The organism is Devosia litorisediminis (genome assembly GCF_018334155.1).
Taxonomy (GTDB): domain Bacteria; phylum Pseudomonadota; class Alphaproteobacteria; order Rhizobiales; family Devosiaceae; genus Devosia; species Devosia litorisediminis.
The window spans coordinates 1,224,438-1,243,042 of sequence record NZ_JAGXTP010000001.1 but is presented as its reverse complement, the minus strand read 5'-3'; the positions used below and the strand labels follow the sequence as shown (position 1 = coordinate 1,243,042).

18 protein-coding genes and 1 tRNA gene are annotated in these 18,605 nt (G+C 59.9%); 7 read left to right on the top strand and 12 right to left on the bottom strand.

What is annotated here, in order from left to right:
- Positions 1-5: 5 nt before the first annotated feature.
- A complete protein-coding gene (locus tag KD146_RS05970) occupies positions 6-1,088 on the top strand; it encodes a citrate synthase/methylcitrate synthase (RefSeq protein ID WP_212657802.1) in 1,083 nt (360 codons plus the stop codon).
- Between the two features lie 64 nt (positions 1,089-1,152).
- On the opposite strand, the gene clpX is transcribed toward KD146_RS05970, so the two are convergent.
- From clpX to KD146_RS05955, 3 genes are all read right to left on the bottom strand, one after another.
- The gene (gene clpX, locus KD146_RS05965) at positions 1,153-2,430 is read right to left on the bottom strand and encodes an ATP-dependent Clp protease ATP-binding subunit ClpX (RefSeq protein ID WP_212657801.1); all 1,278 of its coding nucleotides are present in this window, start codon (positions 2,428-2,430) and stop codon (positions 1,153-1,155) included.
- Positions 2,431-2,602: 172 nt separating this feature from the next.
- The gene (locus tag KD146_RS05960; RefSeq protein ID WP_212657800.1) at positions 2,603-3,232 is read right to left on the bottom strand and encodes an ATP-dependent Clp protease proteolytic subunit; all 630 of its coding nucleotides are present in this window, start codon (positions 3,230-3,232) and stop codon (positions 2,603-2,605) included.
- 220 nt (positions 3,233-3,452) lie between these two features.
- Positions 3,453-3,797 (bottom strand): winged helix-turn-helix transcriptional regulator, encoded by a 345-nt coding sequence (locus KD146_RS05955; protein ID WP_212657799.1) that lies wholly within the window; start codon positions 3,795-3,797, stop codon positions 3,453-3,455.
- A gap of 84 nt (positions 3,798-3,881) precedes the next feature.
- Between KD146_RS05955 and KD146_RS05950 the strand changes: the two genes are divergently transcribed.
- Entirely contained in the window at positions 3,882-4,271 is a 390-nt protein-coding gene (locus KD146_RS05950) for a hypothetical protein (protein ID WP_212657798.1), read from the top strand.
- Here KD146_RS05950 and KD146_RS05945 read toward each other — a convergent pair.
- Entirely contained in the window at positions 4,268-4,498 is a 231-nt protein-coding gene (locus tag KD146_RS05945) for a hypothetical protein (RefSeq protein ID WP_269368593.1), read from the bottom strand. The two genes, KD146_RS05950 and KD146_RS05945, sit on opposite strands and share 4 nt — an antisense overlap.
- Positions 4,499-4,627: 129 nt before the next feature.
- Between KD146_RS05945 and KD146_RS05940 the strand changes: the two genes are divergently transcribed.
- Positions 4,628-5,902, top strand: coding sequence for a cytochrome P450 (locus tag KD146_RS05940; protein ID WP_212657796.1), 1,275 nt, complete (start codon positions 4,628-4,630; stop codon positions 5,900-5,902).
- Positions 5,903-5,922: 20 nt separating this feature from the next.
- On the opposite strand, the gene KD146_RS05935 is transcribed toward KD146_RS05940, so the two are convergent.
- The 3 genes from KD146_RS05935 to KD146_RS05925 all read right to left on the bottom strand — a co-directional run bounded on the left by KD146_RS05935 (position 5,923) and on the right by KD146_RS05925 (position 9,005).
- Entirely contained in the window at positions 5,923-7,395 is a 1,473-nt protein-coding gene (locus KD146_RS05935) for an NAD(P)H-hydrate epimerase (RefSeq protein ID WP_212657795.1), read from the bottom strand.
- Between the two features lie 97 nt (positions 7,396-7,492).
- A complete protein-coding gene (tig, locus tag KD146_RS05930) occupies positions 7,493-8,872 on the bottom strand; it encodes a trigger factor (RefSeq protein ID WP_212657794.1) in 1,380 nt (459 codons plus the stop codon).
- A 48-nt stretch (positions 8,873-8,920) separates the two neighbouring features.
- Positions 8,921-9,005: transfer RNA gene (locus KD146_RS05925), tRNA-Leu, on the bottom strand.
- Between the two features lie 374 nt (positions 9,006-9,379).
- Between KD146_RS05925 and KD146_RS05920 the strand changes: the two genes are divergently transcribed.
- The 3 genes from KD146_RS05920 (at position 9,380) to KD146_RS05910 (ending at position 11,831) form a co-directional block, all read left to right on the top strand.
- Positions 9,380-9,718 (top strand): P-II family nitrogen regulator, encoded by a 339-nt coding sequence (locus KD146_RS05920; RefSeq protein ID WP_035079039.1) that lies wholly within the window; start codon positions 9,380-9,382, stop codon positions 9,716-9,718.
- Between the two features lie 91 nt (positions 9,719-9,809).
- Positions 9,810-11,219, top strand: a complete 1,410-nt coding sequence (gene glnA, locus KD146_RS05915) for a type I glutamate--ammonia ligase (protein ID WP_212657793.1) — start codon at positions 9,810-9,812, stop codon at positions 11,217-11,219.
- Between the two features lie 252 nt (positions 11,220-11,471).
- Positions 11,472-11,831 carry a YciI family protein gene (locus tag KD146_RS05910; protein WP_212657792.1) on the top strand — a complete coding sequence of 120 codons (360 nt, stop codon included), beginning with the start codon at positions 11,472-11,474 and terminating at the stop codon, positions 11,829-11,831.
- Between the two features lie 16 nt (positions 11,832-11,847).
- Here the strand turns inward: KD146_RS05910 and KD146_RS05905 are convergent, their stop codons facing one another.
- The 5 genes from KD146_RS05905 to KD146_RS05885 form a co-directional block, all read right to left on the bottom strand.
- The gene (locus KD146_RS05905) at positions 11,848-12,528 is read right to left on the bottom strand and encodes a PilZ domain-containing protein (RefSeq protein WP_212657791.1); all 681 of its coding nucleotides are present in this window, start codon (positions 12,526-12,528) and stop codon (positions 11,848-11,850) included.
- A 118-nt stretch (positions 12,529-12,646) separates the two neighbouring features.
- Complete coding sequence (locus KD146_RS05900) at positions 12,647-13,309, bottom strand: PilZ domain-containing protein (RefSeq protein WP_212657790.1); 663 nt, start codon at positions 13,307-13,309, stop codon at positions 12,647-12,649.
- A 104-nt stretch (positions 13,310-13,413) separates the two neighbouring features.
- Positions 13,414-14,934: an ATP-binding cassette domain-containing protein gene (locus KD146_RS05895; RefSeq protein WP_212657789.1), complete on the bottom strand. Its 1,521-nt coding sequence runs from the start codon at positions 14,932-14,934 to the stop codon at positions 13,414-13,416.
- Positions 14,935-15,505: 571 nt separating this feature from the next.
- The gene (locus tag KD146_RS05890; RefSeq protein ID WP_212657788.1) at positions 15,506-15,823 is read right to left on the bottom strand and encodes a hypothetical protein; all 318 of its coding nucleotides are present in this window, start codon (positions 15,821-15,823) and stop codon (positions 15,506-15,508) included.
- Between the two features lie 33 nt (positions 15,824-15,856).
- On the bottom strand, positions 15,857-16,342 hold the full coding sequence (locus KD146_RS05885) for a hypothetical protein (RefSeq protein WP_212657787.1): 486 nt from the start codon (positions 16,340-16,342) through the stop codon (positions 15,857-15,859).
- 214 nt (positions 16,343-16,556) lie between these two features.
- Between KD146_RS05885 and parE the strand changes: the two genes are divergently transcribed.
- The gene (gene parE / locus KD146_RS05880) at positions 16,557-18,590 is read left to right on the top strand and encodes a DNA topoisomerase IV subunit B (protein ID WP_212657786.1); all 2,034 of its coding nucleotides are present in this window, start codon (positions 16,557-16,559) and stop codon (positions 18,588-18,590) included.
- Positions 18,591-18,605 lie beyond the last annotated feature (15 nt).

The window sequence follows — 18,605 nt, the reverse complement described above, 5'->3', positions numbered from 1 at the left end:
ACAAGATGAACGCAGGTCTTGAAGACGTCGTCGCAGCCAGCACCGTGCTGTCTGATGTTGACGGCAAGAATGGTCGCCTGATCATCCGCGGTAGCTCGCTTGATGATCTGGTTGCGAACGCTCGCTATGAGAATGTACTGGCCCTGCTGTTTGCCGGTTTCTTCCCGCAAACACCCTCTCTGCCCGCAGCACTAGGCGCAGCCCGTGCAGAGATATTCGACCACCTGATAACGGTCGATCCGGCCGTTCTGACACTGCCACCGGTCGATGCCATGCGAGCCCTGATCGCTCGCCTTGATGATGGAGATGATCTGTCCGCCGCCCTTCGCCTGGTTGCGGCCCCGGCGGTCTTCATCCCCGCCCTCCTCCGGCTCAAGGCAGGCAAATCCGCGATCGCCCCCAAGCGGGCCAGCAGCCACGCTGCTGACACGCTGCGCATGATGACCGGCGACATTCCGAGCCCCGAGCAGACTGCGGCCCTTGATCGCTATCTGGTGACAGTCGCCGATCACGGCCTCAACGCATCAACCTTTGCGGCCCGTGTGGTGGCCTCGACCCGGGCGGGAATGACCTCATCCGTGCTGGCCGCCCTCAGTGCGCTCAAGGGCCCGCTGCATGGCGGCGCCCCAGGCCCTGTGCTCGACATGCTCGACGCTGCGGCCACGCCCGACAATGCACCCAACTGGATCGCCGCGGAACTGGCGCGCGGCGAGCGGCTGATGGGCTTTGGCCATCGTGTCTATCGTGTCCGTGACCCGCGTGCCGATGCGCTGAAATCTGCCGTGCGCCTGCTCGCCGGCGCCGGCGCCATCGACCCCGCCCGCCTGGCGTTGGCCGAGGCCGTGGAGCGCACTGCACTGGACCAACTCAAGGCCAAAAAGCCGGACCGGCCACTCGACACCAATGTCGAATTCTATACCGCCCTGCTGCTCGAGGCGCTCGGCTTCCCGCGTCAGGCTTTCACCGGCGTCTTTGCCATGGGTCGGGTTGGCGGCTGGATTGCCCATGCCCGCGAACAAGCCGAGACCGGCCGGCTCATCCGCCCCAGATCGCTATATATCGGCCCGCAGCCACAAGCCGCCGCCTGACAGTGCACAAACAAGAACGCCGGACCCAGGGGCCCGGCGTTCTCAATTTCAGTCGCGGGAAGGCTTATGCCCCTGCGGGCACTTCTTCCTTCTTGCGCTCGGAGTAGATGTACAGCGGACGCACGTCCTTGCCGTTCACCACTTCGGCGCTGATCACCACTTCTTCCACACCTTCAAGCGAAGGCAGGTCGTACATGGTATCGAGCAGAATGCCTTCCATGATCGAGCGCAGACCACGTGCACCGGTCTTGCGTTCGATTGCCTTTTCGGCAATCGCCTGCAGCGCCTCGTCCTTGAACGTCAGTTCGACCTCTTCCATCTGGAACAGGCGCTGATACTGACGCACCAGAGCATTCTTGGGCGAAGTCAGGATTTCGATCAGGGCGGCGATATCGAGATCTTCCAGCGTTGCCAGCACCGGCAGACGGCCGATGAATTCCGGGATCAGGCCGAAACGGACCAGATCTTCGGGAGCAACGTCAGCCAAGATCTGGCCAACACGACGATCATTGGGATCCTTGACCACGGCCGAGAAGCCGATGCCCGACCCCTCGCCGCGCGCCGAGATGATCTTTTCCAGACCCGCAAACGCACCGCCGACGATGAACAGGATATTGGTCGTATCCACCTGCAGGAATTCCTGCTGTGGATGCTTGCGGCCACCCTGTGGCGGCACCGAAGCAACGGTGCCTTCCATGATCTTGAGCAGCGCCTGCTGCACGCCTTCACCCGAAACGTCGCGGGTTATCGACGGATTGTCAGACTTGCGGCTGATCTTGTCGACTTCGTCGATGTAGACGATGCCGCGCTGAGCCTTGTCGACATTGTAGTCGGCGGCCTGAAGCAGCTTGAGGATGATGTTTTCCACGTCCTCGCCGACATAGCCGGCTTCGGTCAGCGTGGTGGCATCAGCCATGGTGAACGGCACATCAAGGATGCGCGCCAGTGTCTGCGCCAGCAGGGTCTTGCCCGAACCGGTCGGACCGATCAGCAGAATGTTGGACTTGGAAAGCTCAACGTCCTGGTTCTTGGACGCATGGTGCAGACGCTTGTAGTGATTGTGGACAGCCACGGAGAGTACCCGCTTGGCGCGGAACTGACCGATAACGTAATCATCGAGCACCTTGCAGATATCTGCCGGTGTCGGCACGCCCTCGGAGGACTTGACCATACTGGTCTTGTTCTCTTCGCGGATGATGTCCATGCACAGCTCGACGCATTCATCACAGATGAAAACGGTCGGACCGGCGATCAGCTTGCGAACCTCGTGCTGGGATTTCCCGCAGAACGAGCAATAAAGCGTGTTCTTAGAGGTTTCGCCGTTCGTTGTCTCTTTGGACATCTTTGTCACTCCCGGGGGCAGAGCGCCCCCAAAACCAGGCATTTCCCTGACGGTAATACCTGAGCCTAAAGAAAGTCTAAGCCGAACCGATCCTAAAGATCGATCCGGCTTGGTGCAATCGCGTGTGGATCACAGTCCACGGCGCAACGGGTTTGTGCTTAACGTGGACAAATTACTCAGCAGTGTCAGGCACCGCGCGCTTGTCGTGGACGCTGTCGATCAGACCAAAGGTCAGCGCTTCTTCCGGCGAAAGGAAGCGATCGCGCTCAAGAGCGTTCTCGATTTCCTCGTAAGTGCGGCCGGTGTGCTTCTCATAAATCTGATTAAGACGACGCTTCAAGCCCTCGACTTCCTTGGCATGAATCATGATGTCGGTGACCTGCCCCTGGAAGCCGCCGGAAGGCTGGTGAACCATCACGCGCGAATTTGGCAGCGAGGTACGCATGCCCTTTTCGCCAGCGGCCAGCAGCAGCGAGCCCATCGATGCAGCCTGACCCATCACCATGGTGGCAACGGCAGGACGGATGAACTGCATGGTGTCATAAATTGACAAACCAGCTGTCACAACGCCGCCAGGCGAATTGATGTAGAGCGCGATTTCTTTTTTCGGGTTCTCTGATTCGAGGAACAGCAGCTGCGCCACGATCAGCGAAGCCATGTTGTCCTCGACCACGCCGGTCACGAAAATGATGCGCTCGCGCAGCAGACGCGAATAGATGTCGAAGGCGCGTTCGCCGCGGTTGGACTGCTCAACCACCATCGGAACGAGCGTATTCATGTAGATATCGTGCGGATCCCGCATGTATTGCCCCTTTGCTGTGCCGGTTCGCTGACCAGGCTAGCATTTGTCGTTTGTTGGGACACGGTAGCCGCCGGAACGGAAATTCCAGATCCGGCGATCGTGTCAATTCGAATCAGCGCGACTGCGCAACTACGGTCGAAACCGCCTCACTGCGCGATACCGGCAGAGATAGGCGGCATTGCGGCGCGCTTCAATAGGCCAAGCACCACTCAGGCCATTCTCACGGCGCGGGGTTAATTGCACGTTGCTGCAATTGCACACCAAACTGCGCCATTGCAGCAATCACCGGTTCCACCGAGCGCCCCAGCGTGGTCAGCGTATATTCGGTCTTGGGTGGCACCGTGGGATAAATGGTCTTGTCCACCATCCCCCGCGCTTCGAGATCACCCAGCCGCATGGCCAGCATGCGTGGGCTGATTCCGCCAATGGCGCGCTGCAACTGGCTATACCGCTTGGTACCACCCAGCAGTTCACGGAAGATCAGCGTGGTCCACTTGCCGTCCAGCACACTGGCAGCCTCGGCCACCGGACACTCCGGCTCACATGCGGCGTTGGGATCAATCATTTTGCGCTATACTTTTTGTAATTACTTACTTTTGTATAGCGAAAAGGCTACCTCTCGGCAATCAACAACCGAAAGGCATCTCAAATGACCTATCTCCGCATTGTTCTGCTGCTTATTGCCATCTCCCAGCTTGCGCTGGGCGTCCTGACGCTATTCGCGCCGGAGTTCTTCCTCGCCAGCATGGGGCTGGCGACACCGCCAAGCGACAGCTTTTACCTCATCGGCATGCTGGCAGCGCGGTTCCTGGCATTCGGCGTAGCGCTGATCGTGCTGGCGCGCCGCCCGCAGGTGGACGCGCTCTGGTTGCAGGCCATGTTGGCCATTCAACTCGTCGATCTGGGCGTAGGGTTGTTTTACACCGCCAATGGCGTGCTGCCGCTGGCGGTGTCGGGCTTCCCCATGTTCAACGCAATTCTGTTCAGTGGTCTGCTGCTGATCGCCTTGCGACGCCGGCAGCCACCGATAATGGCTTAGGCCGAGAAACTGACGGCCACGCCCTTTTTCTTGAAGTAGGACTGCATGATCTTGCGGCCCTGCCGATTGGACTGTGCTAGCTTGCCGGGCTCAAACACGGCTTCCTTGGCGCCTTCGCGCGCCATGGCAGCCTTGAGCGCGGCAATGTGGCTGTCCAGCTCGTCGTTATCATTCTTGATCGACGCGTAGATATTGTCGATGGCTTGGTTCAGGGTCAGGTCGCTCACGTGTCGGCACTCCATGGCTCGTTGGCATTCAACTAGCGATTTTTCCAGCAAGGGCAACCCGCCGATTGCATTGCAGTGCCGACCTTCTAATGTCGCACCAGTATTTTCTAGCATCGGTTACCCCTCTGCATGGCCGCCATCGTTCAGCTTACCCCCTATACCAACATCCCCGAAACTGCCCGTATCAGCGCAGACCCCCAGGCACCTGGGTTCGTGCAGAACCCCTATGGCTTCTATCAGCAACTGCACGCGGTCAGTGCACCGGCGTTCTGGGATCAGTATGGTCACTGGTGCTTTGCCAGTTTCAAGGATGTCAGCGCCCTGCTCCGCGACAAGCGCTTCGGCCGCGAAATCCTGCACGTGGCCACGCGCGAAGAAATCGGCATGCCACAGCCCCAGGCGCACACGGCCGATTTCGATCTCACCGAGCAATATTCGCTGCTCAACCTTGAACCGCCCGGCCATACCCGCCTGCGCACGCTGGTCAACCGCGCCTTTGTCTCGCGCCATGTCGAGCAATTGCGTCCGCGCATCCTCAAGCTCGCCAATGAGATGATCGACGCCTTCCAGGATATCGACGCCTTCCAGGATCAGGATAGCGTTGACCTGATCAAGGCCTTTGCAGCCCCGATCCCCGCCATCATCATTGCCGAAATGATCGGACTACCCGCCGAAAGCGCGCCGCAACTGCTGGCCTGGTCCAACCGCATGGTTGCAATGTACATGTTCGGCGTCACCCGGGAAGTCGAGCTCGACGCCAATGCTGCGGCCGCTGAATTCACCGATTATCTGCGCGGCGTGATCGCCGAGCGCCGCAAGCAGCCCCGCGAAGATCTGCTCACGCACATGATCACCGCCGAACAGAATGGCGAGCGGCTGAGCGACGAAGAAGTGCTCTCAACGGTCATCCTGCTGCTCAATGCCGGGCACGAGGCAACCGTCCACACGACCGGCAATGGCGTCAAATCGATTCTCGAGAGTGGACTGGACCCCGCCACCCTGTTTACCAGCGACGCCCAGACGGCTGCCACAGTTGAGGAATGCCTGCGCTTTGACGCGCCGCTGCATCTGTTCACCCGCTATACGCTCAGTGACATGGACTATAATGGCATTACCCTGCGCAAAGGCGATGTCATCGGCATGTTGATGGGCGCTGCCAATCGCGACCCCGCCCGTTTCGCCAATGCCAGTAGCTTCGATCCCTTCCGCACCGACGGCGCCAATGTCAGCTTCGGCGCCGGCATCCACTTCTGCATCGGCGCCCCGCTGGCCCGCATCGAACTGCAGATAGCGCTCAGCACCCTGTTCGAACGCCTGCCCCGCCTGCGTCTGGCCGAGCCGCCTCAATACAATGACGTCTATCCATTCCACGGCCTGCAAAAGCTCATGGTGCGGTGGGACTGAGCTCCCCTGACCCTGCGCTATTAGAGGCTCGCCAGCACCCCTGGCACCAGCAACGGTAGATCTTCGCTGATCAGTCCGGGACCGCCGAAACGGTTGGCGGCCTCGGCATGCAGCCAGACACCGGCACACGCCGCTTCCCAGCCCGCCATGCCCTGCCCCATCAATCCGGCAACCATGCCCGCCAGCACATCGCCAGACCCCGCCGTGCCCAACCAGGCCGGCGCATTGGCATTGATGGCAGCGCGGCCATCGGGGCTGGCAATCACCGTATCGCTGCCCTTGAGCACAATGATCGCGCCTGAATGCTCGGCAGCAGCGCGCGCCTGCTCCAGCTTGCCGCCCGGCACATCGCCGAACAGCCGCGCAAATTCGCCCGCATGCGGCGTGAGCACCACGGGGCGGTCCTGTGCCTTGATGGACTCGGCCAGCGTCTGGAAATCATCGGAAAAGCTGGTCAGGGCGTCCGCATCCAGCACTGCAGCCGCGCCCGAGCGCAGGACGGCCAGCACATTGTCACGCGTGTGCGGGCCAATGCCGGCCGCCGGCCCGATCACCACCGCATTCATCCGCTTGTCGGTCAACAGGTCCGCCAGCGCTGCGCTGTCAGCGGCCGGCTTGAGCATCACGGCTGTGACATGCTGCGCGTGCACCTGCAGCGCGGCCTCAGACCCGGTCAGCGAGACAACGCCCGCGCCAACGCGAAACGCTGCCATGGCCGACAGACGCGCTGCCCCTGTCTGTAGCGGGCCGCCGGAAACCACCACGCAGTGGCCGCGATCAAACTTGTTGCCATCATTGCTGGCCACCGGGACCGACCACAGCGTCGGCGAGTTCTGCCATGTCTCTGCCCCGATCGTATCAAGGACGGCTGACGGGATGCCAATATCGGCCAGCACCACTTCGCCGCACAGTTCACGACCGGGCAGCAGCAAATGCCCCGGCTTGAGCCGGAAGAACGTCACGGTCAGCGCCGCATCCATTGTCGGGCCACGCTCCAGACCGGTCGCGCCATCCAGCCCCGAGGGCACATCGATGCTGACAACCGGCCGCGAACTGGCATTGACGGCCGCGATGATCTCGGCAAACGCGCCATCGACATCGCGGTCCAGCCCGGCGCCCAACAGGCCATCAATGATCAGATCGGCCTCGTCCACATCTTTGGCGGTCGGTGCTACCAGCCGCCCGGCCCATTGCTTGGCCATCGCCGCCGCGTCGCCCTTGAGCGCAGCCGGATCGCCGATCAGCCGGAGCTGTACCGGCCAACCCTTGTGCTTGAGCAATCGCGCAACCACAAAACCGTCGCCGCCATTATTGCCCGGTCCGCACAGCACCAGCACCGAACGTTGATAATAGTGCTCGGTGACCGCTTCGGCGACCGCCCGACCCGCCGCTTCCATCAGCTTGAGGGACTTGCTGCCAGCCTGCGCGGCCAGCCGGTCGGCCTCGCCCATTTGTCGCGGGGTCAGGAGAATATCGGCGCTCGAAGAGGTCATGGGAACTCGCAGGGCGGGGAATCGTCGGCCTGTTCTACACCACAAACAAAAAAGCCGCCCATTTCTGGGCGGCTTTAAATTTGGCGGTCAGGGCACCTTAGTGGTGATGTTCTGCCGGAACCTCGTCCTCGTCGGCCTGGATCAGCTTGGCCAGCTCTTCACGGGTCATCTTCTTGTCGGTGATCTTGCCCTGCTCGATGACAAAGTCGACGACCTTGTTCTCAAAGACGGGGGCACGCAGACCAGCCAGCGCCTGCGGGTTCTGACGGTAGTAGTCATAAACCTGCTGTTCCTGGCCCTGGAAGCGGCGCACTTCGGCGATCAGTGCCTGCTGATGCTCTTCCTCGGTCACGTTCACGTCGTTCTTGTTGCCGATTTCGGCAACCACCAGGCCCAGACGCACGCGGCGCTCGGCAATGGTGCGGTACTGTTCGCGTGCAGCTTCCTCGGTGGTGCCTTCGTCCTCGAAGGACTTGCCATGGCTCTGCACTTCATGCTCGACCCGCTGCCAGATGGTGGCGAATTCGGCTTCAACCAGCTGGGCTGGAACGTCGAACTTGTGGCCATCATCAAGCGCATCGAGCACCTGACGCTTCATGTGCTGACGGCTCATCGACGCCAGCGCCGATTCCATCTGACCCTTGACGGCATCGCGCAGCGCCTGAACGTTCTCAACGCCCAGACGCTTGGCGAACTCATCGTCCAGCTCGCCAGTGTTCGGACCATCGACATGCAGCACGGTGACCTCGAAGGTCGCCTTCTTGCCGGCCAGTTCGTCGCTCTGGTAATCCTTGGGGAAGGTCACTTCGATTTCGCGGGTCTCGCCCTTCTTGAAACCGATCAGCTGCTCTTCAAAGCCCGGGATGAATTCGTTCGAACCAACGGTCAGGTGCGCATGGTCGGACTTGCCGCCATCGAATTCCTTGCCGTCGATCTTGCCGACAAACGACAGACCCAGACGGTCGCCATTCTCAACAACGGCGCCGTCGCCCTTGTCGGTGTAGCCACGGTTCTGCGCGAACACGCGGTTCACTTCGGCGTCGATTTCGTCTTCAGCGATATCGATGACCGGCTTGGTCAGCGGCACGCCCTTGAGGTCCATCAGTTCGACGGGTGGCAGGACTTCATATTCGACTTCAAATGCCAGATCGGCCTTGCCTTCGAGCACTTCGTTGATCACGGCCTGATCGTCGGGCAGATCAACCTTTGGCTGGGCGGCAGCGCGCTCTTCGCGCTTGTCCAGCGTCTCGGTGACGGTGTTGTTGATTGCGTCGGTCATCACTTCGGACATGGCCGAACGGCCGAACATCTTCTTGATGTGCGCCATTGGCACTTTGCCCGGACGGAAGCCCTTGATGTTGGCCTGGCCCTTAAGCTCTTCGAGCTTGGCACCGAGGCGCTCGTTCAAGTCGGCGGCCGGAATGGTAACGCTCAACTTGCGCTTCAGACCTTCATTGAGGGTTTCGGTAACCTGCATTCGGTTCAATCCCGTGATCATTGTCTCTGGAGGGCCAGATCCCAAATTTGGTGCGGGTGAGAGGACTCGAACCTCCACGCCTTGCGGCGCTGGAACCTAAATCCAGTGCGTCTACCAGTTCCGCCACACCCGCTAAAGGACCCGTTGGCCGGGTTGGCGTTGCATCTATATGAAGACGGAAAGCCAGTCAAAGCCTTGCTGCTCTATTTGCGCCGATTGCTGGGCGGTTCTGCTCCCTGGCCCCACATGCCGCTTGGCTTTGGCAGGCAGTTTGCCCAATGTAGCGGCGTCGAGGCAGGACCAGACCGACAGACATCGACATTCCGCACAAAATACACCCATACTGCACAACAATTAGGCATAGACACCCGTGGCGGCGCAGGCAATACCGCCGCCATACTGACGTAAAGCGTTGTACTAATTGCCTTTTCGGTTGCAAAATCGAGCTGGCACACCCCGTGCATACGACTATGCGGTATCCGCCCAGAAAGACCCGTGGAGGCTCAAATGAAGAAGATCGAGGCTATCGTAAAGCCGTTCAAGCTCGACGAAGTCAAAGAGGCACTGCAGGAAGTAGGCCTCCAGGGCATCACTGTGACCGAAGCCAAGGGCTTTGGTCGCCAGAAGGGCCATACCGAACTTTATCGCGGCGCTGAATATGTCGTGGACTTCCTGCCCAAGGTGAAAGTCGAGGTCGTGTGCCCCGATGAACTCGCCGAAAAGGCCATCGAAGCCATCCGCAACGCAGCCCAGACAGGACGTATCGGCGACGGCAAGATCTTTGTTTATTCGATCGAGCAAGCCATCCGTATCCGTACCGGAGAATTCGGGGACGACGCGCTTTAGGGTTTTCGAACCCATTGGGCGGGGTAGTTCACCCCGCACGCGTCCAGCCGTGCCAATAACAAAAGTTCCTAATTAGACAGGGGAATACCGAATGACCACCGCAAGCGACCTCCTCAAGCGTATCAAAGACGAGAACATCAAGTATCTCGACCTGCGCTTCACCGACCCGCGCGGCAAGCTGCAGCACGTCACGCTCGATTGCTCGATCGTTGACGAGGATCTGTTCGAGGAAGGCACCATGTTCGATGGTTCCTCGATCGGTGGCTGGAAGGCCATTAACGAGTCCGACATGGTTCTGATGCCCGATCCGTCATCTGCTTACATGGACCCCTTCTTTGGCGCGTCCACCATGGTCATCAACTGCGACATTCTCGAGCCGCTGACCTACCAGCCCTACAGCCGCGACCCACGCACCACTGCCAAGAAGGCCGAGGAATACCTCAAGGCTTCCGGCATTGGCGATTCCGTAGTGTTCGGCGCAGAGCCAGAATTCTTCATGTTCGACGACGTGCGGTACTCCAACACCCCCTACAAGGTGGGCTTTGAAGTCGACCACCCTGAACTGCCGTCCAACAACGACACCGCCTATGAGTCCGGTAACACCGGTCACCATATCGGTCTCAAGAAGGGCTACTTCCCCGTGCCGCCGCTCGATAGCGCCCAGGACATCCGTGGCGAAATGCTCGCTGCCATGGCCGACATGGGCGTGGTCGTTGAAAAGCACCACCATGAAGTGGCCTCGGCCCAGCACGAACTCGGCATCAAGTTTGCGCCGATGATCAAGGCTGCCGACGACGTACAGATCTACAAGTATGTCATCCACCAGGTTGCCAATGCCTATGGCAAGACCGTGACCTTCATGCCAAAGCCAGTCTTTGGTGACAACGGCTCGGGCATGCACTGCCACCAGTCGATCTGGAAGGACGGCAAGCCGCTCTTTGCTGGCGATCAGTATGCCGGCCTGTCGATGGAAGCGCTGTACTACATCGGCGGCATCATCAAGCACGCCAAGGCGATCAACGCCTTCTCGAACCCATCCACCAACAGCTACAAGCGTTTGGTGCCCGGTTTCGAAGCCCCCGTGCTGCTGGCCTACTCGGCTCGCAACCGTTCCGCTTCCTGCCGCATCCCCTTTGGCCAGTCGCCCAAGGCCAAGCGCGTCGAGATCCGTTTCCCCGATCCACTGGCAAACCCATACCTGGCCTTCTCGGCCATGCTCATGGCTGGCCTCGATGGCATCAAGAACAAGATCCACCCCGGCGATCCAATGGACAAGGATCTCTACGAGCTCCCACGCCAGGAACTGATGGAAATCCCGACCGTTTCCGGCTCGCTGCGCGAAGCGCTGGAAAGCCTCGACAAGGATCGCGAATTCCTGACCGCTGGCGGCGTGTTCGACAACGATCAGATCGATGCCTACATCGAGCTCAAGATGGCCGAAGTAATCAAGTACGAGCAGACCCCTCATCCGGTCGAGTTCGAAATGTACTACTCGGCATAAGCCGAAACGGTCCAAAAATTTGGGAAGGGGCGCCACGAGGCGCCCTTTCTTTTTGTCTGGACGCAATTGCCAGCCTTCCAAATGCCATCCATCCACGCTGGCTCGGGCGTTTTGAAAGCCATTTGCCTCCCTTAACTGGATTTTCCTTCCAGACCACCGTGGGGCGTGTCGAAAAGCGCAGCGCTCGCTCGTCGAGACAGTACGAACCGCGAAAAGCATCCGCGCGTTTCAAACCTGATACGGGAGCACACCATGAAGTTCATGACGCTGGTCAAGACATCATCGACGAGCAAGACCACCTCACCGCCGCCTGCCGAACTGATGAACGCGATCATGGCGCTCGGCATGGAGGCCGCCGCCGCCGGCGCCTTGCTGGAACAGGGTGGCCTGCTCCCCATAGAGCACGGCGCCACCGTCAGACTGGCTGACAACACGGTTGATGTGATCGACGGGCCATTTGCTGAAACCAAGGAATGGGTGGGCGGCCACGCGGTCTATGAAGTGGACAGTCGCCAGGCAGCAATCGACCGGGCCAGCCGGTTTCTGGAGTTGCACAAGCAGTTCTGGCCGGGCTGGGAAGGCACAGTCGAAGTCCGCCAGATCATGCAATAGCGCAGTTGGCGCGGTGCTAGCGCCCCGCGCGCTCACTATCAGCAAGCGGCGCGATTTCAGGCGGCACCACCAGCGCCTCGATATCTTCGAGTTCCTGCAACTGCAGGAATTTGACGGCAAAGCCGACATCGAGATAGCGCACCACCCGGCCAACCAGCTTGCCCACCGCCAGCGGCGTGCCGATCTCGGGCGCGTGCTGCGCCGACAGCGCGATACCGGATTTGGACACGTCAATCACGAAGCAGGGTATCCGGGATCCGTCGCCGAGCGAAATGATGGTGCGCGGGTCACGCAACTGGATGCGTTTGTGTTCGCGACGATCTTCCACCTGCTCGTAAACGCGCTTCTTCTGCCAGACGATTTTGCGGCCCAGCTTCTCCCGCGCCGCCGTATTCAGCATCAGATCCATGACGAAACCGGACGGGAGCTGCCGGTTGATGCGGCCACGCAATATGCCGAAAGCATCAAAATGTGCGGTGACGACCTCCCCCTCTTCGCCCACCACCGGCCCCACCACAACAGCGGTACGTGTGGAAACCGAACACAGGCGACACGCATAGACGGGAGCTTTGTTGGCACCTGGACGCTTGCGATCCGACAGGGCGTAACGACCGGCCACGGCACCGATAAAACGGACATCGTGCCAATCATAACTGGTCCGCGGTGACAATTCACCGCAATCAACGCTCACTGACATGGGGTCCCTCTCCCATCCGCTCGCAATAAGAGCTGAGTTTTGGCATTCGTACGCAATACGAATATAAATGTAGGGACCGTTCCTTAAGACTTCTTATCCGTGAAAGATAAGGATGTAGCTAAGCAGCCACCGCAGACATCGTTCTGGTTGCTTTGGGCGCCATCAGCTTTTCCAGCAGCTCCAAAGGCTGCACTGTCAGAAACGCCACCGCAAACCCTATTTCGAGGTGACGCACAACCCGCCCCAGCAGCGCGCCGATGGCCACGGGCGTGCCTATTCCGGGTACCAGACTGGCCGATACCGCGACCCCAGACTGCGAAATATCAATGACAAAGCACGGCGACGTACTGCCATCGCCCAGCGTCATTACGGTACGGGGATGGCGCGGCAGGACACGCTTGAACTCACGTTTGTCCGGCGTATGCCGACTGACAATGATCTTCTTCCAGCGGATTTTTGCTGCTAGTCGCGCCCGACCGTCGTCTTCGAGCTCCAGATCGATCACAAAGCCACTGGCCAGTTTGCGCACCACTGACCCACGCAACATGCCGAAGTCTTGGAAGTGCGCGACAACCGGCTCAGCAAGTTGGGCCAGCACCGGCGCGACGATGACAGCCTGCACCGGCGAAACAGAACAGAGCCGACACGCCAGCACCGCAGCGCCTTCACCCGACGTCACCGGCCGCCCGGACAATATATAACGCCCGGTCACTGCGCCTACATAGCGAACATTGTTGTGCTGACCTTGCTTTTGCAAGGCTGTAATCTGTTCTGAAGCCACAACGTCTTCCCCCACACTGCGCTATGGCAAGAGATTGCTTGCGAACTCATAAACAAACCATTCACAATCGAGACGCTAAATTACTGACAGCAAAATAAAATAACTCACCCTTCTTCTTGCGCCATTACTGCAAAGAACGGCTCCGGACTTTCAACCTCTACCAGTCGTCTGTTCTCGATGATCAGGAAACGGTCCCCCAGCCCCCGTACGAAACTGCGGTCATGCGAAACCAACAGGCAGGTCGCGCCATGGGCCAGAATTTCGGCCTCCAGTCTTTCCTGTCCGGCGATATCAACGTGGTTGGTAGGCTCATCAAGCAGGTAAAAATTCGGTTCCTGAAGGCGTAGAGCCAGGAGCCCCAGCCGCGCCCGCTGACCAAAGGACAACTCACTGATCGGCCGTTCCTGCTTTTCCAGCGCAAAACCCGCTGTTGCCAGCAGGCTCTTGCTGCGTTGGTCGCCCTGATCATAATTGCCGGCAATAAAGTCCAGCAGCGACCCCTTCTTGGGCAGAAAGCTCATGGCTTGGTCGATATATCCGGGCACGACCTGCGGGCTCACTCGCACCCCGGCCATTTCAGCCCCCGTCATGGCGCGGTGCACCAATCCCATGAACTGCGATTTGCCAGTCCCGTTGCGCCCCAGAATGACCAGCCGGTCACCCTGAAACACGTGCAGCTTGTCGATACGGAACAGCTTTTCGCCGCTCGGCGTGTTTACCGTGACATCCTCAAATGCCAGCATCACCTTGGCTTGTGCGCCACTATTGCCTAGCCGGATGTCACCACTACGCTCCTTGTGGACCGACCGCACCGCGCTTTCGATTTTCTGGGCCCGCTCGCGCAGATATTTGGACTTCACCACCAGCAGGTCGCTGCCTGAATTGATCCCGATATTGGTCAGCTTGGCTGCCTGCTTGCGCAGCTTGCTGACCTCCTTGAGGTCTCGTTCGCGCTTGGCTTCGGCAGCTTCATCAAGTTCCGCCAGTGCCAGTCGGGCCTGGCTATAGGGCAAGGCAAACATGGCTGGGGCTTCCGGACGCAGAAACAATGTACGCGTTGTCGTGGCGTCCAGAAACTCCCGGTCATGGCTGGCAATGACCACGGGAATATTGCGTGCGGCCTGGTTGATCCAGTTCTCTAGTTGAAACAGCTTGCCCAGATCGAGATGATTGGTCGGCTCGTCAAGCAATAACGCGTCGGGCTGCAGTACCCAGCACTGCGCGATCAACGCAATGCGCTGCCACCCGCCACTGAGGTCACGGAGCAGACGATGGCGCATGGCCTCGGGCGTCTCGAATTCGTCGAGCACCACATCAACCCGCCAGCTATCTGTTTCCCGCTCGCTCTCAGGCAGCGCTGCCTGCACCATCTCGTATAGCGTCAGCCCCATGCTGGTTGCCGGCATGTCCTGCTCGACATAGCCCACCCGCAGACCGCGCGAGCACACGACATCGCCCTCGCTCAACGCGCCCTTCCCGGCCATGGCGCGCAGCAGGCTTGTCTTGCCACGCCCATTGCCAGCCACAAGGCCGACACGGTCGCCATCGCCAATGACAAAGCTCAGATTGGAGAAAAGTGTTTCTGTGGCCACTAGGCCAGCATTGCGGAGGCTGATCGAACCCATTTCGTTATCTCACTGGTGGGCGCCGGACATGGGGCGCCAAAATGCCGTTAGACGGTCGTCAATGACCGCCACGAAGGGCAAACCAGAATGGGGGATACGTTAGTGCGTCCGAACCAGGTCCTGATCAGCCCTGCAGTTGAAGCCGCAGGGCGAAGACGGGGCCACGCTGACGGTGATGCCTAAAAACGATCATGCAGCCCTCCTGTCGTCTGAGTGGTTTGAACAGAGCGACAATAGCCAAGCCGGCCGCGAAAATCAATTCGCCGCCGATCAGACCAGGTAAAAGAGCGCTGATACCATTATAAGTGCCCCAATACGCGGGACAGAGAGATTGGCCAGCCGGTACGCAATACTGGAAAACCCGGCTTGCGGCCAAACACCGATAGCAACCGAACCATTCGGATTCTGATACGCAGAACTGAGATCCCGATCGGCTCGCATACGGATACTCCAAACAAAAAACCGTATGACGATTGGTCTATCAGCGCGCCTTTAAGAAAGTGCTTTCAAGAAGCAAACGGAACGTAAATCTGCCGCCCGATTCCGGGACGGTTTTGTCCCAAAGCGGCCATCAGCCAGCCGGGCGCAGCCGGGCGCGTCGCTCAATCTGGGCAGAACAGTAATTGAAATCAAGCAGATAGACCCAGTCACCCTTGGTGGCGCGCACCTGGACGTGTTTTTCGTTGGGGACATTGAGATAGATATTTGTGTACCCCAAATCGGCAACTTCCTGCCGGATCTGGTAATCGTTGAGGCAGGTTATGCGCTCTGGATAGAAGTCGGAGGCTTCATCTCCGAAGAATATCCCAAAGCTTTGCGCCTGGGCCGGCGCTGCAGCGCCCGCCCCCAATGCTAAAGCCATCATCAGCACAGCCGTAAATTTGGCCATGATCGTCTCCTTGCTGCGCCCCCGCTGCTTTTATCAATTGCCGAAATTGAACTGGAACTGAAACCCGCCGCCACTGCGACTGTGGCTGCGATAGCCGCCATCGTCGTGACGACCACCATCATAGCCACCATGGGCCCGTCCAATCCGTTGCAGGCGGTCGACCTGCCCCGTGCACTTGTCAATGCGCATGCCGTAGAGCCAGTTGCCTTTGACGGCCCGCAATTCCAGGCGATCATCCGCATACTCGCCCACAATGTCCACCTGGCCATAGCCATAGGCCGAAACACCCCCCACAACTTCGCGATTGGTCAGGCAGCGCATGCGATAGCCGGGATTGCCATTCCAGCTATTGTGCCGGTCATAGCGCTGATCCTGGGCCAGACCCTGACCACCCTCGATGCGCAGCGTGAAACTGCTCTCGGCAAATGCCGGCGCAGCCACCAGACTGGATGCGCCCAATACAGCGGCGACAAGCGCGCTACGGGTGATGGTCTTGAAGGCGGCGGCAGTAAAAGCCATGTGGAAAATTCCTTTCAAGGTGTCTGACGCATTGACGTGATTGATCCCGGTCTAGTTCCATCCCCTTGAACCGCCCCGGAACCGCTCATTCATCGCGGGTTCAGCTTTGTGGGGAAACCAGTTGTGTCCGGCTCTGGCGTGCCCGCGCCGGCAAGGCCCTCTTATATGATAGAACTCGAAAACGCCTGATTCGGGCACGAGAGACGGAACGTGCATGTCGCAAGCAGAAGATCTTTTCGGCGCAGCTGAACCCTCAACTCAGCCGCAAGCCAGCCAGCCTCAGCCTGCCACACCTGCAGCCAAAACGCCAAGCGCGGCGGCTGCGGCGGGCTCTTACTCGGCCTCCGATATTGAAGTCCTTGAAGGACTTGAGCCCGTTCGTCGGCGCCCCGGCATGTATATTGGCGGGACCGATACCAACGCGCTGCACCACCTGTTTGCCGAAGTTATCGACAACTCCATGGACGAGGCCATTGCCGGCCACGCCACCCGCATTGAGGTGCATCTGGGCACTGATGGTTATGTCACGGTGACCGATAACGGCCGCGGCATCCCCGTCGAACCGCATCCCAAGCAGCCCGAAATTTCCACCCTGGAACTGGTGCTGACCAAGCTCCATGCCGGCGGCAAGTTCGACTCCAAGGCCTATGAAACCTCCGGCGGCCTGCACGGCGTCGGCGTCTCGGTGGTCAACGCGCTCTCTGACGACCTCACGGTCGAGGTCGCCCGCGACCAGATGCTCTATCGCCAGAGCTATTCGCGTGGCAAACCCGTGACGGCGCTGGAAACCGTTGGTCGGGTCAATAACCGTCGCGGCACCACCACCCGCTTCCATCCTGACGCCCAGATTTTCGGCGACGCCGCTCACTTCTCGGCAGCCCGTCTGTTCCGCATGACCCGGGCCAAGGCCTATCTGTTTGCCGGTGTCGAGCTGCGCTGGAGCTGCGACGAGGAACTGGCATCCGACGACGCTCCCGCCAAGGCCGTGTTCCATTATCCCAATGGCCTAAAGGACTTCATGCTTGCCCGCATCGAGGGCGAGACCCGCATCGTCGATGATCTGTTCGCCGGCAGCCACGGCAAGCCTGGCACGCACGGCGCGGTCGAATGGGCCATCTCCTGGACGCTGGGCGATGGCGGCATGTCATCCTACTGCAACACCGTGCCAACCCGCGATGGCGGCACACATGAAGCAGGTCTGCGGACGGCCCTGCTGCGCGGCCTCAAGGGCTATGCCGAACTCACCAAGAACAAGGCGGCCGCCAATCTGACCGCCGAAGACATCTTCGCCCACTGCAACACCATGCTCTCGGTGTTTGTGCGTGAACCCGAATTTGTCGGCCAGACCAAGGACAAGCTGGCCTCTGGCGAAGCCACCCGCATTGTCGACAGCGCCGTGCGCGACGCTTTTGATCATTGGCTCGCCGCCTCCCCCAACCAGGCGGGCAAACTGCTCGACTGGGCCGTGGAGCGCGCCGAGGAACGGCTGCGCCGCCGCAAGGAAAAAGAGATTGATCGCGCCAGCGCCACGCGCAAGCTGCGCCTGCCCGGCAAGCTGGCCGATTGCACACAGACGGCCGCCCAGGGCGCTGAACTGTTCATCGTCGAGGGTGACTCGGCTGGTGGCAGCGCCAAGCAGGCCCGCAGCCGAGCCAGCCAGGCCGTGCTGCCGCTGCGCGGCAAGATCCTCAATGTCGCCGGCGCCAGTCGCGAGAAGATGGCGGCCAGCCAGTTGATCTCCGACATGATCCAGGCGCTGGGCTGTGGCACCCGCGATCGCTATCGCGAGGAAGACCTGCGCTACGACAAGATCATCATCATGACCGATGCTGACGTCGACGGCGCCCATATTGCAGCCCTGCTGATGACCTTCTTCTTCCAGGAGATGCCAAAGCTCATTGATGGCGGTCACCTGTTCTTGGCCATGCCGCCGCTCTATCGCATCAGCCAGGGCGGCAAGACCCTTTATGCCCGCGATGATGAGCACCGGGCCGAACTGATGGCCACCGAGTTCACCGGCAAGGGCAAGATCGACACCACCCGCTTCAAGGGCCTGGGCGAGATGCCATTCGCCCATCTGCGCGAAACCACCATGTCGGTCAAAAGCCGCACACTGTTGCAGGTAAAGGTGCGCGATGATTTGGACGCCACACGCATCAGCGTGGATCGTCTGATGGGGACCAAACCCGAAGCCCGCTTCGACTTCATTCAGGAGAATGCTGCCTTCGTCACCGACCTCGATATCTAGCGTCAATAGTGTTGC

What these genes read in the sequence shown, in the direction of transcription:
- KD146_RS05960 (WP_212657800.1), bottom strand. Translation starts at nt 3,232, where the DNA reads ATGCGGGATCCGCACGATATCTACATGAATACGCTCGTTCCGATGGTG.
- parE (WP_212657786.1), top strand. Translation starts at nt 16,557, where the DNA reads ATGTCGCAAGCAGAAGATCTTTTCGGCGCAGCTGAACCCTCAACTCAG.
- KD146_RS05950 (WP_212657798.1), top strand. Translation starts at nt 3,882, where the DNA reads ATGACCTATCTCCGCATTGTTCTGCTGCTTATTGCCATCTCCCAGCTT.
- KD146_RS05885 (WP_212657787.1), bottom strand. Translation starts at nt 16,342, where the DNA reads ATGGCTTTTACTGCCGCCGCCTTCAAGACCATCACCCGTAGCGCGCTT.
- clpX (WP_212657801.1), bottom strand. Translation starts at nt 2,430, where the DNA reads ATGTCCAAAGAGACAACGAACGGCGAAACCTCTAAGAACACGCTTTAT.
- KD146_RS05955 (WP_212657799.1), bottom strand. Translation starts at nt 3,797, where the DNA reads ATGATTGATCCCAACGCCGCATGTGAGCCGGAGTGTCCGGTGGCCGAG.
- tig (WP_212657794.1), bottom strand. Translation starts at nt 8,872, where the DNA reads ATGCAGGTTACCGAAACCCTCAATGAAGGTCTGAAGCGCAAGTTGAGC.
- KD146_RS05890 (WP_212657788.1), bottom strand. Translation starts at nt 15,823, where the DNA reads ATGGCCAAATTTACGGCTGTGCTGATGATGGCTTTAGCATTGGGGGCG.
- KD146_RS05920 (WP_035079039.1), top strand. Translation starts at nt 9,380, where the DNA reads ATGAAGAAGATCGAGGCTATCGTAAAGCCGTTCAAGCTCGACGAAGTC.
- KD146_RS05935 (WP_212657795.1), bottom strand. Translation starts at nt 7,395, where the DNA reads ATGACCTCTTCGAGCGCCGATATTCTCCTGACCCCGCGACAAATGGGC.
- KD146_RS05895 (WP_212657789.1), bottom strand. Translation starts at nt 14,934, where the DNA reads ATGGGTTCGATCAGCCTCCGCAATGCTGGCCTAGTGGCCACAGAAACA.
- KD146_RS05905 (WP_212657791.1), bottom strand. Translation starts at nt 12,528, where the DNA reads ATGTCAGTGAGCGTTGATTGCGGTGAATTGTCACCGCGGACCAGTTAT.
- glnA (WP_212657793.1), top strand. Translation starts at nt 9,810, where the DNA reads ATGACCACCGCAAGCGACCTCCTCAAGCGTATCAAAGACGAGAACATC.
- KD146_RS05970 (WP_212657802.1), top strand. Translation starts at nt 6, where the DNA reads ATGAACGCAGGTCTTGAAGACGTCGTCGCAGCCAGCACCGTGCTGTCT.
- KD146_RS05940 (WP_212657796.1), top strand. Translation starts at nt 4,628, where the DNA reads ATGGCCGCCATCGTTCAGCTTACCCCCTATACCAACATCCCCGAAACT.
- KD146_RS05910 (WP_212657792.1), top strand. Translation starts at nt 11,472, where the DNA reads ATGAAGTTCATGACGCTGGTCAAGACATCATCGACGAGCAAGACCACC.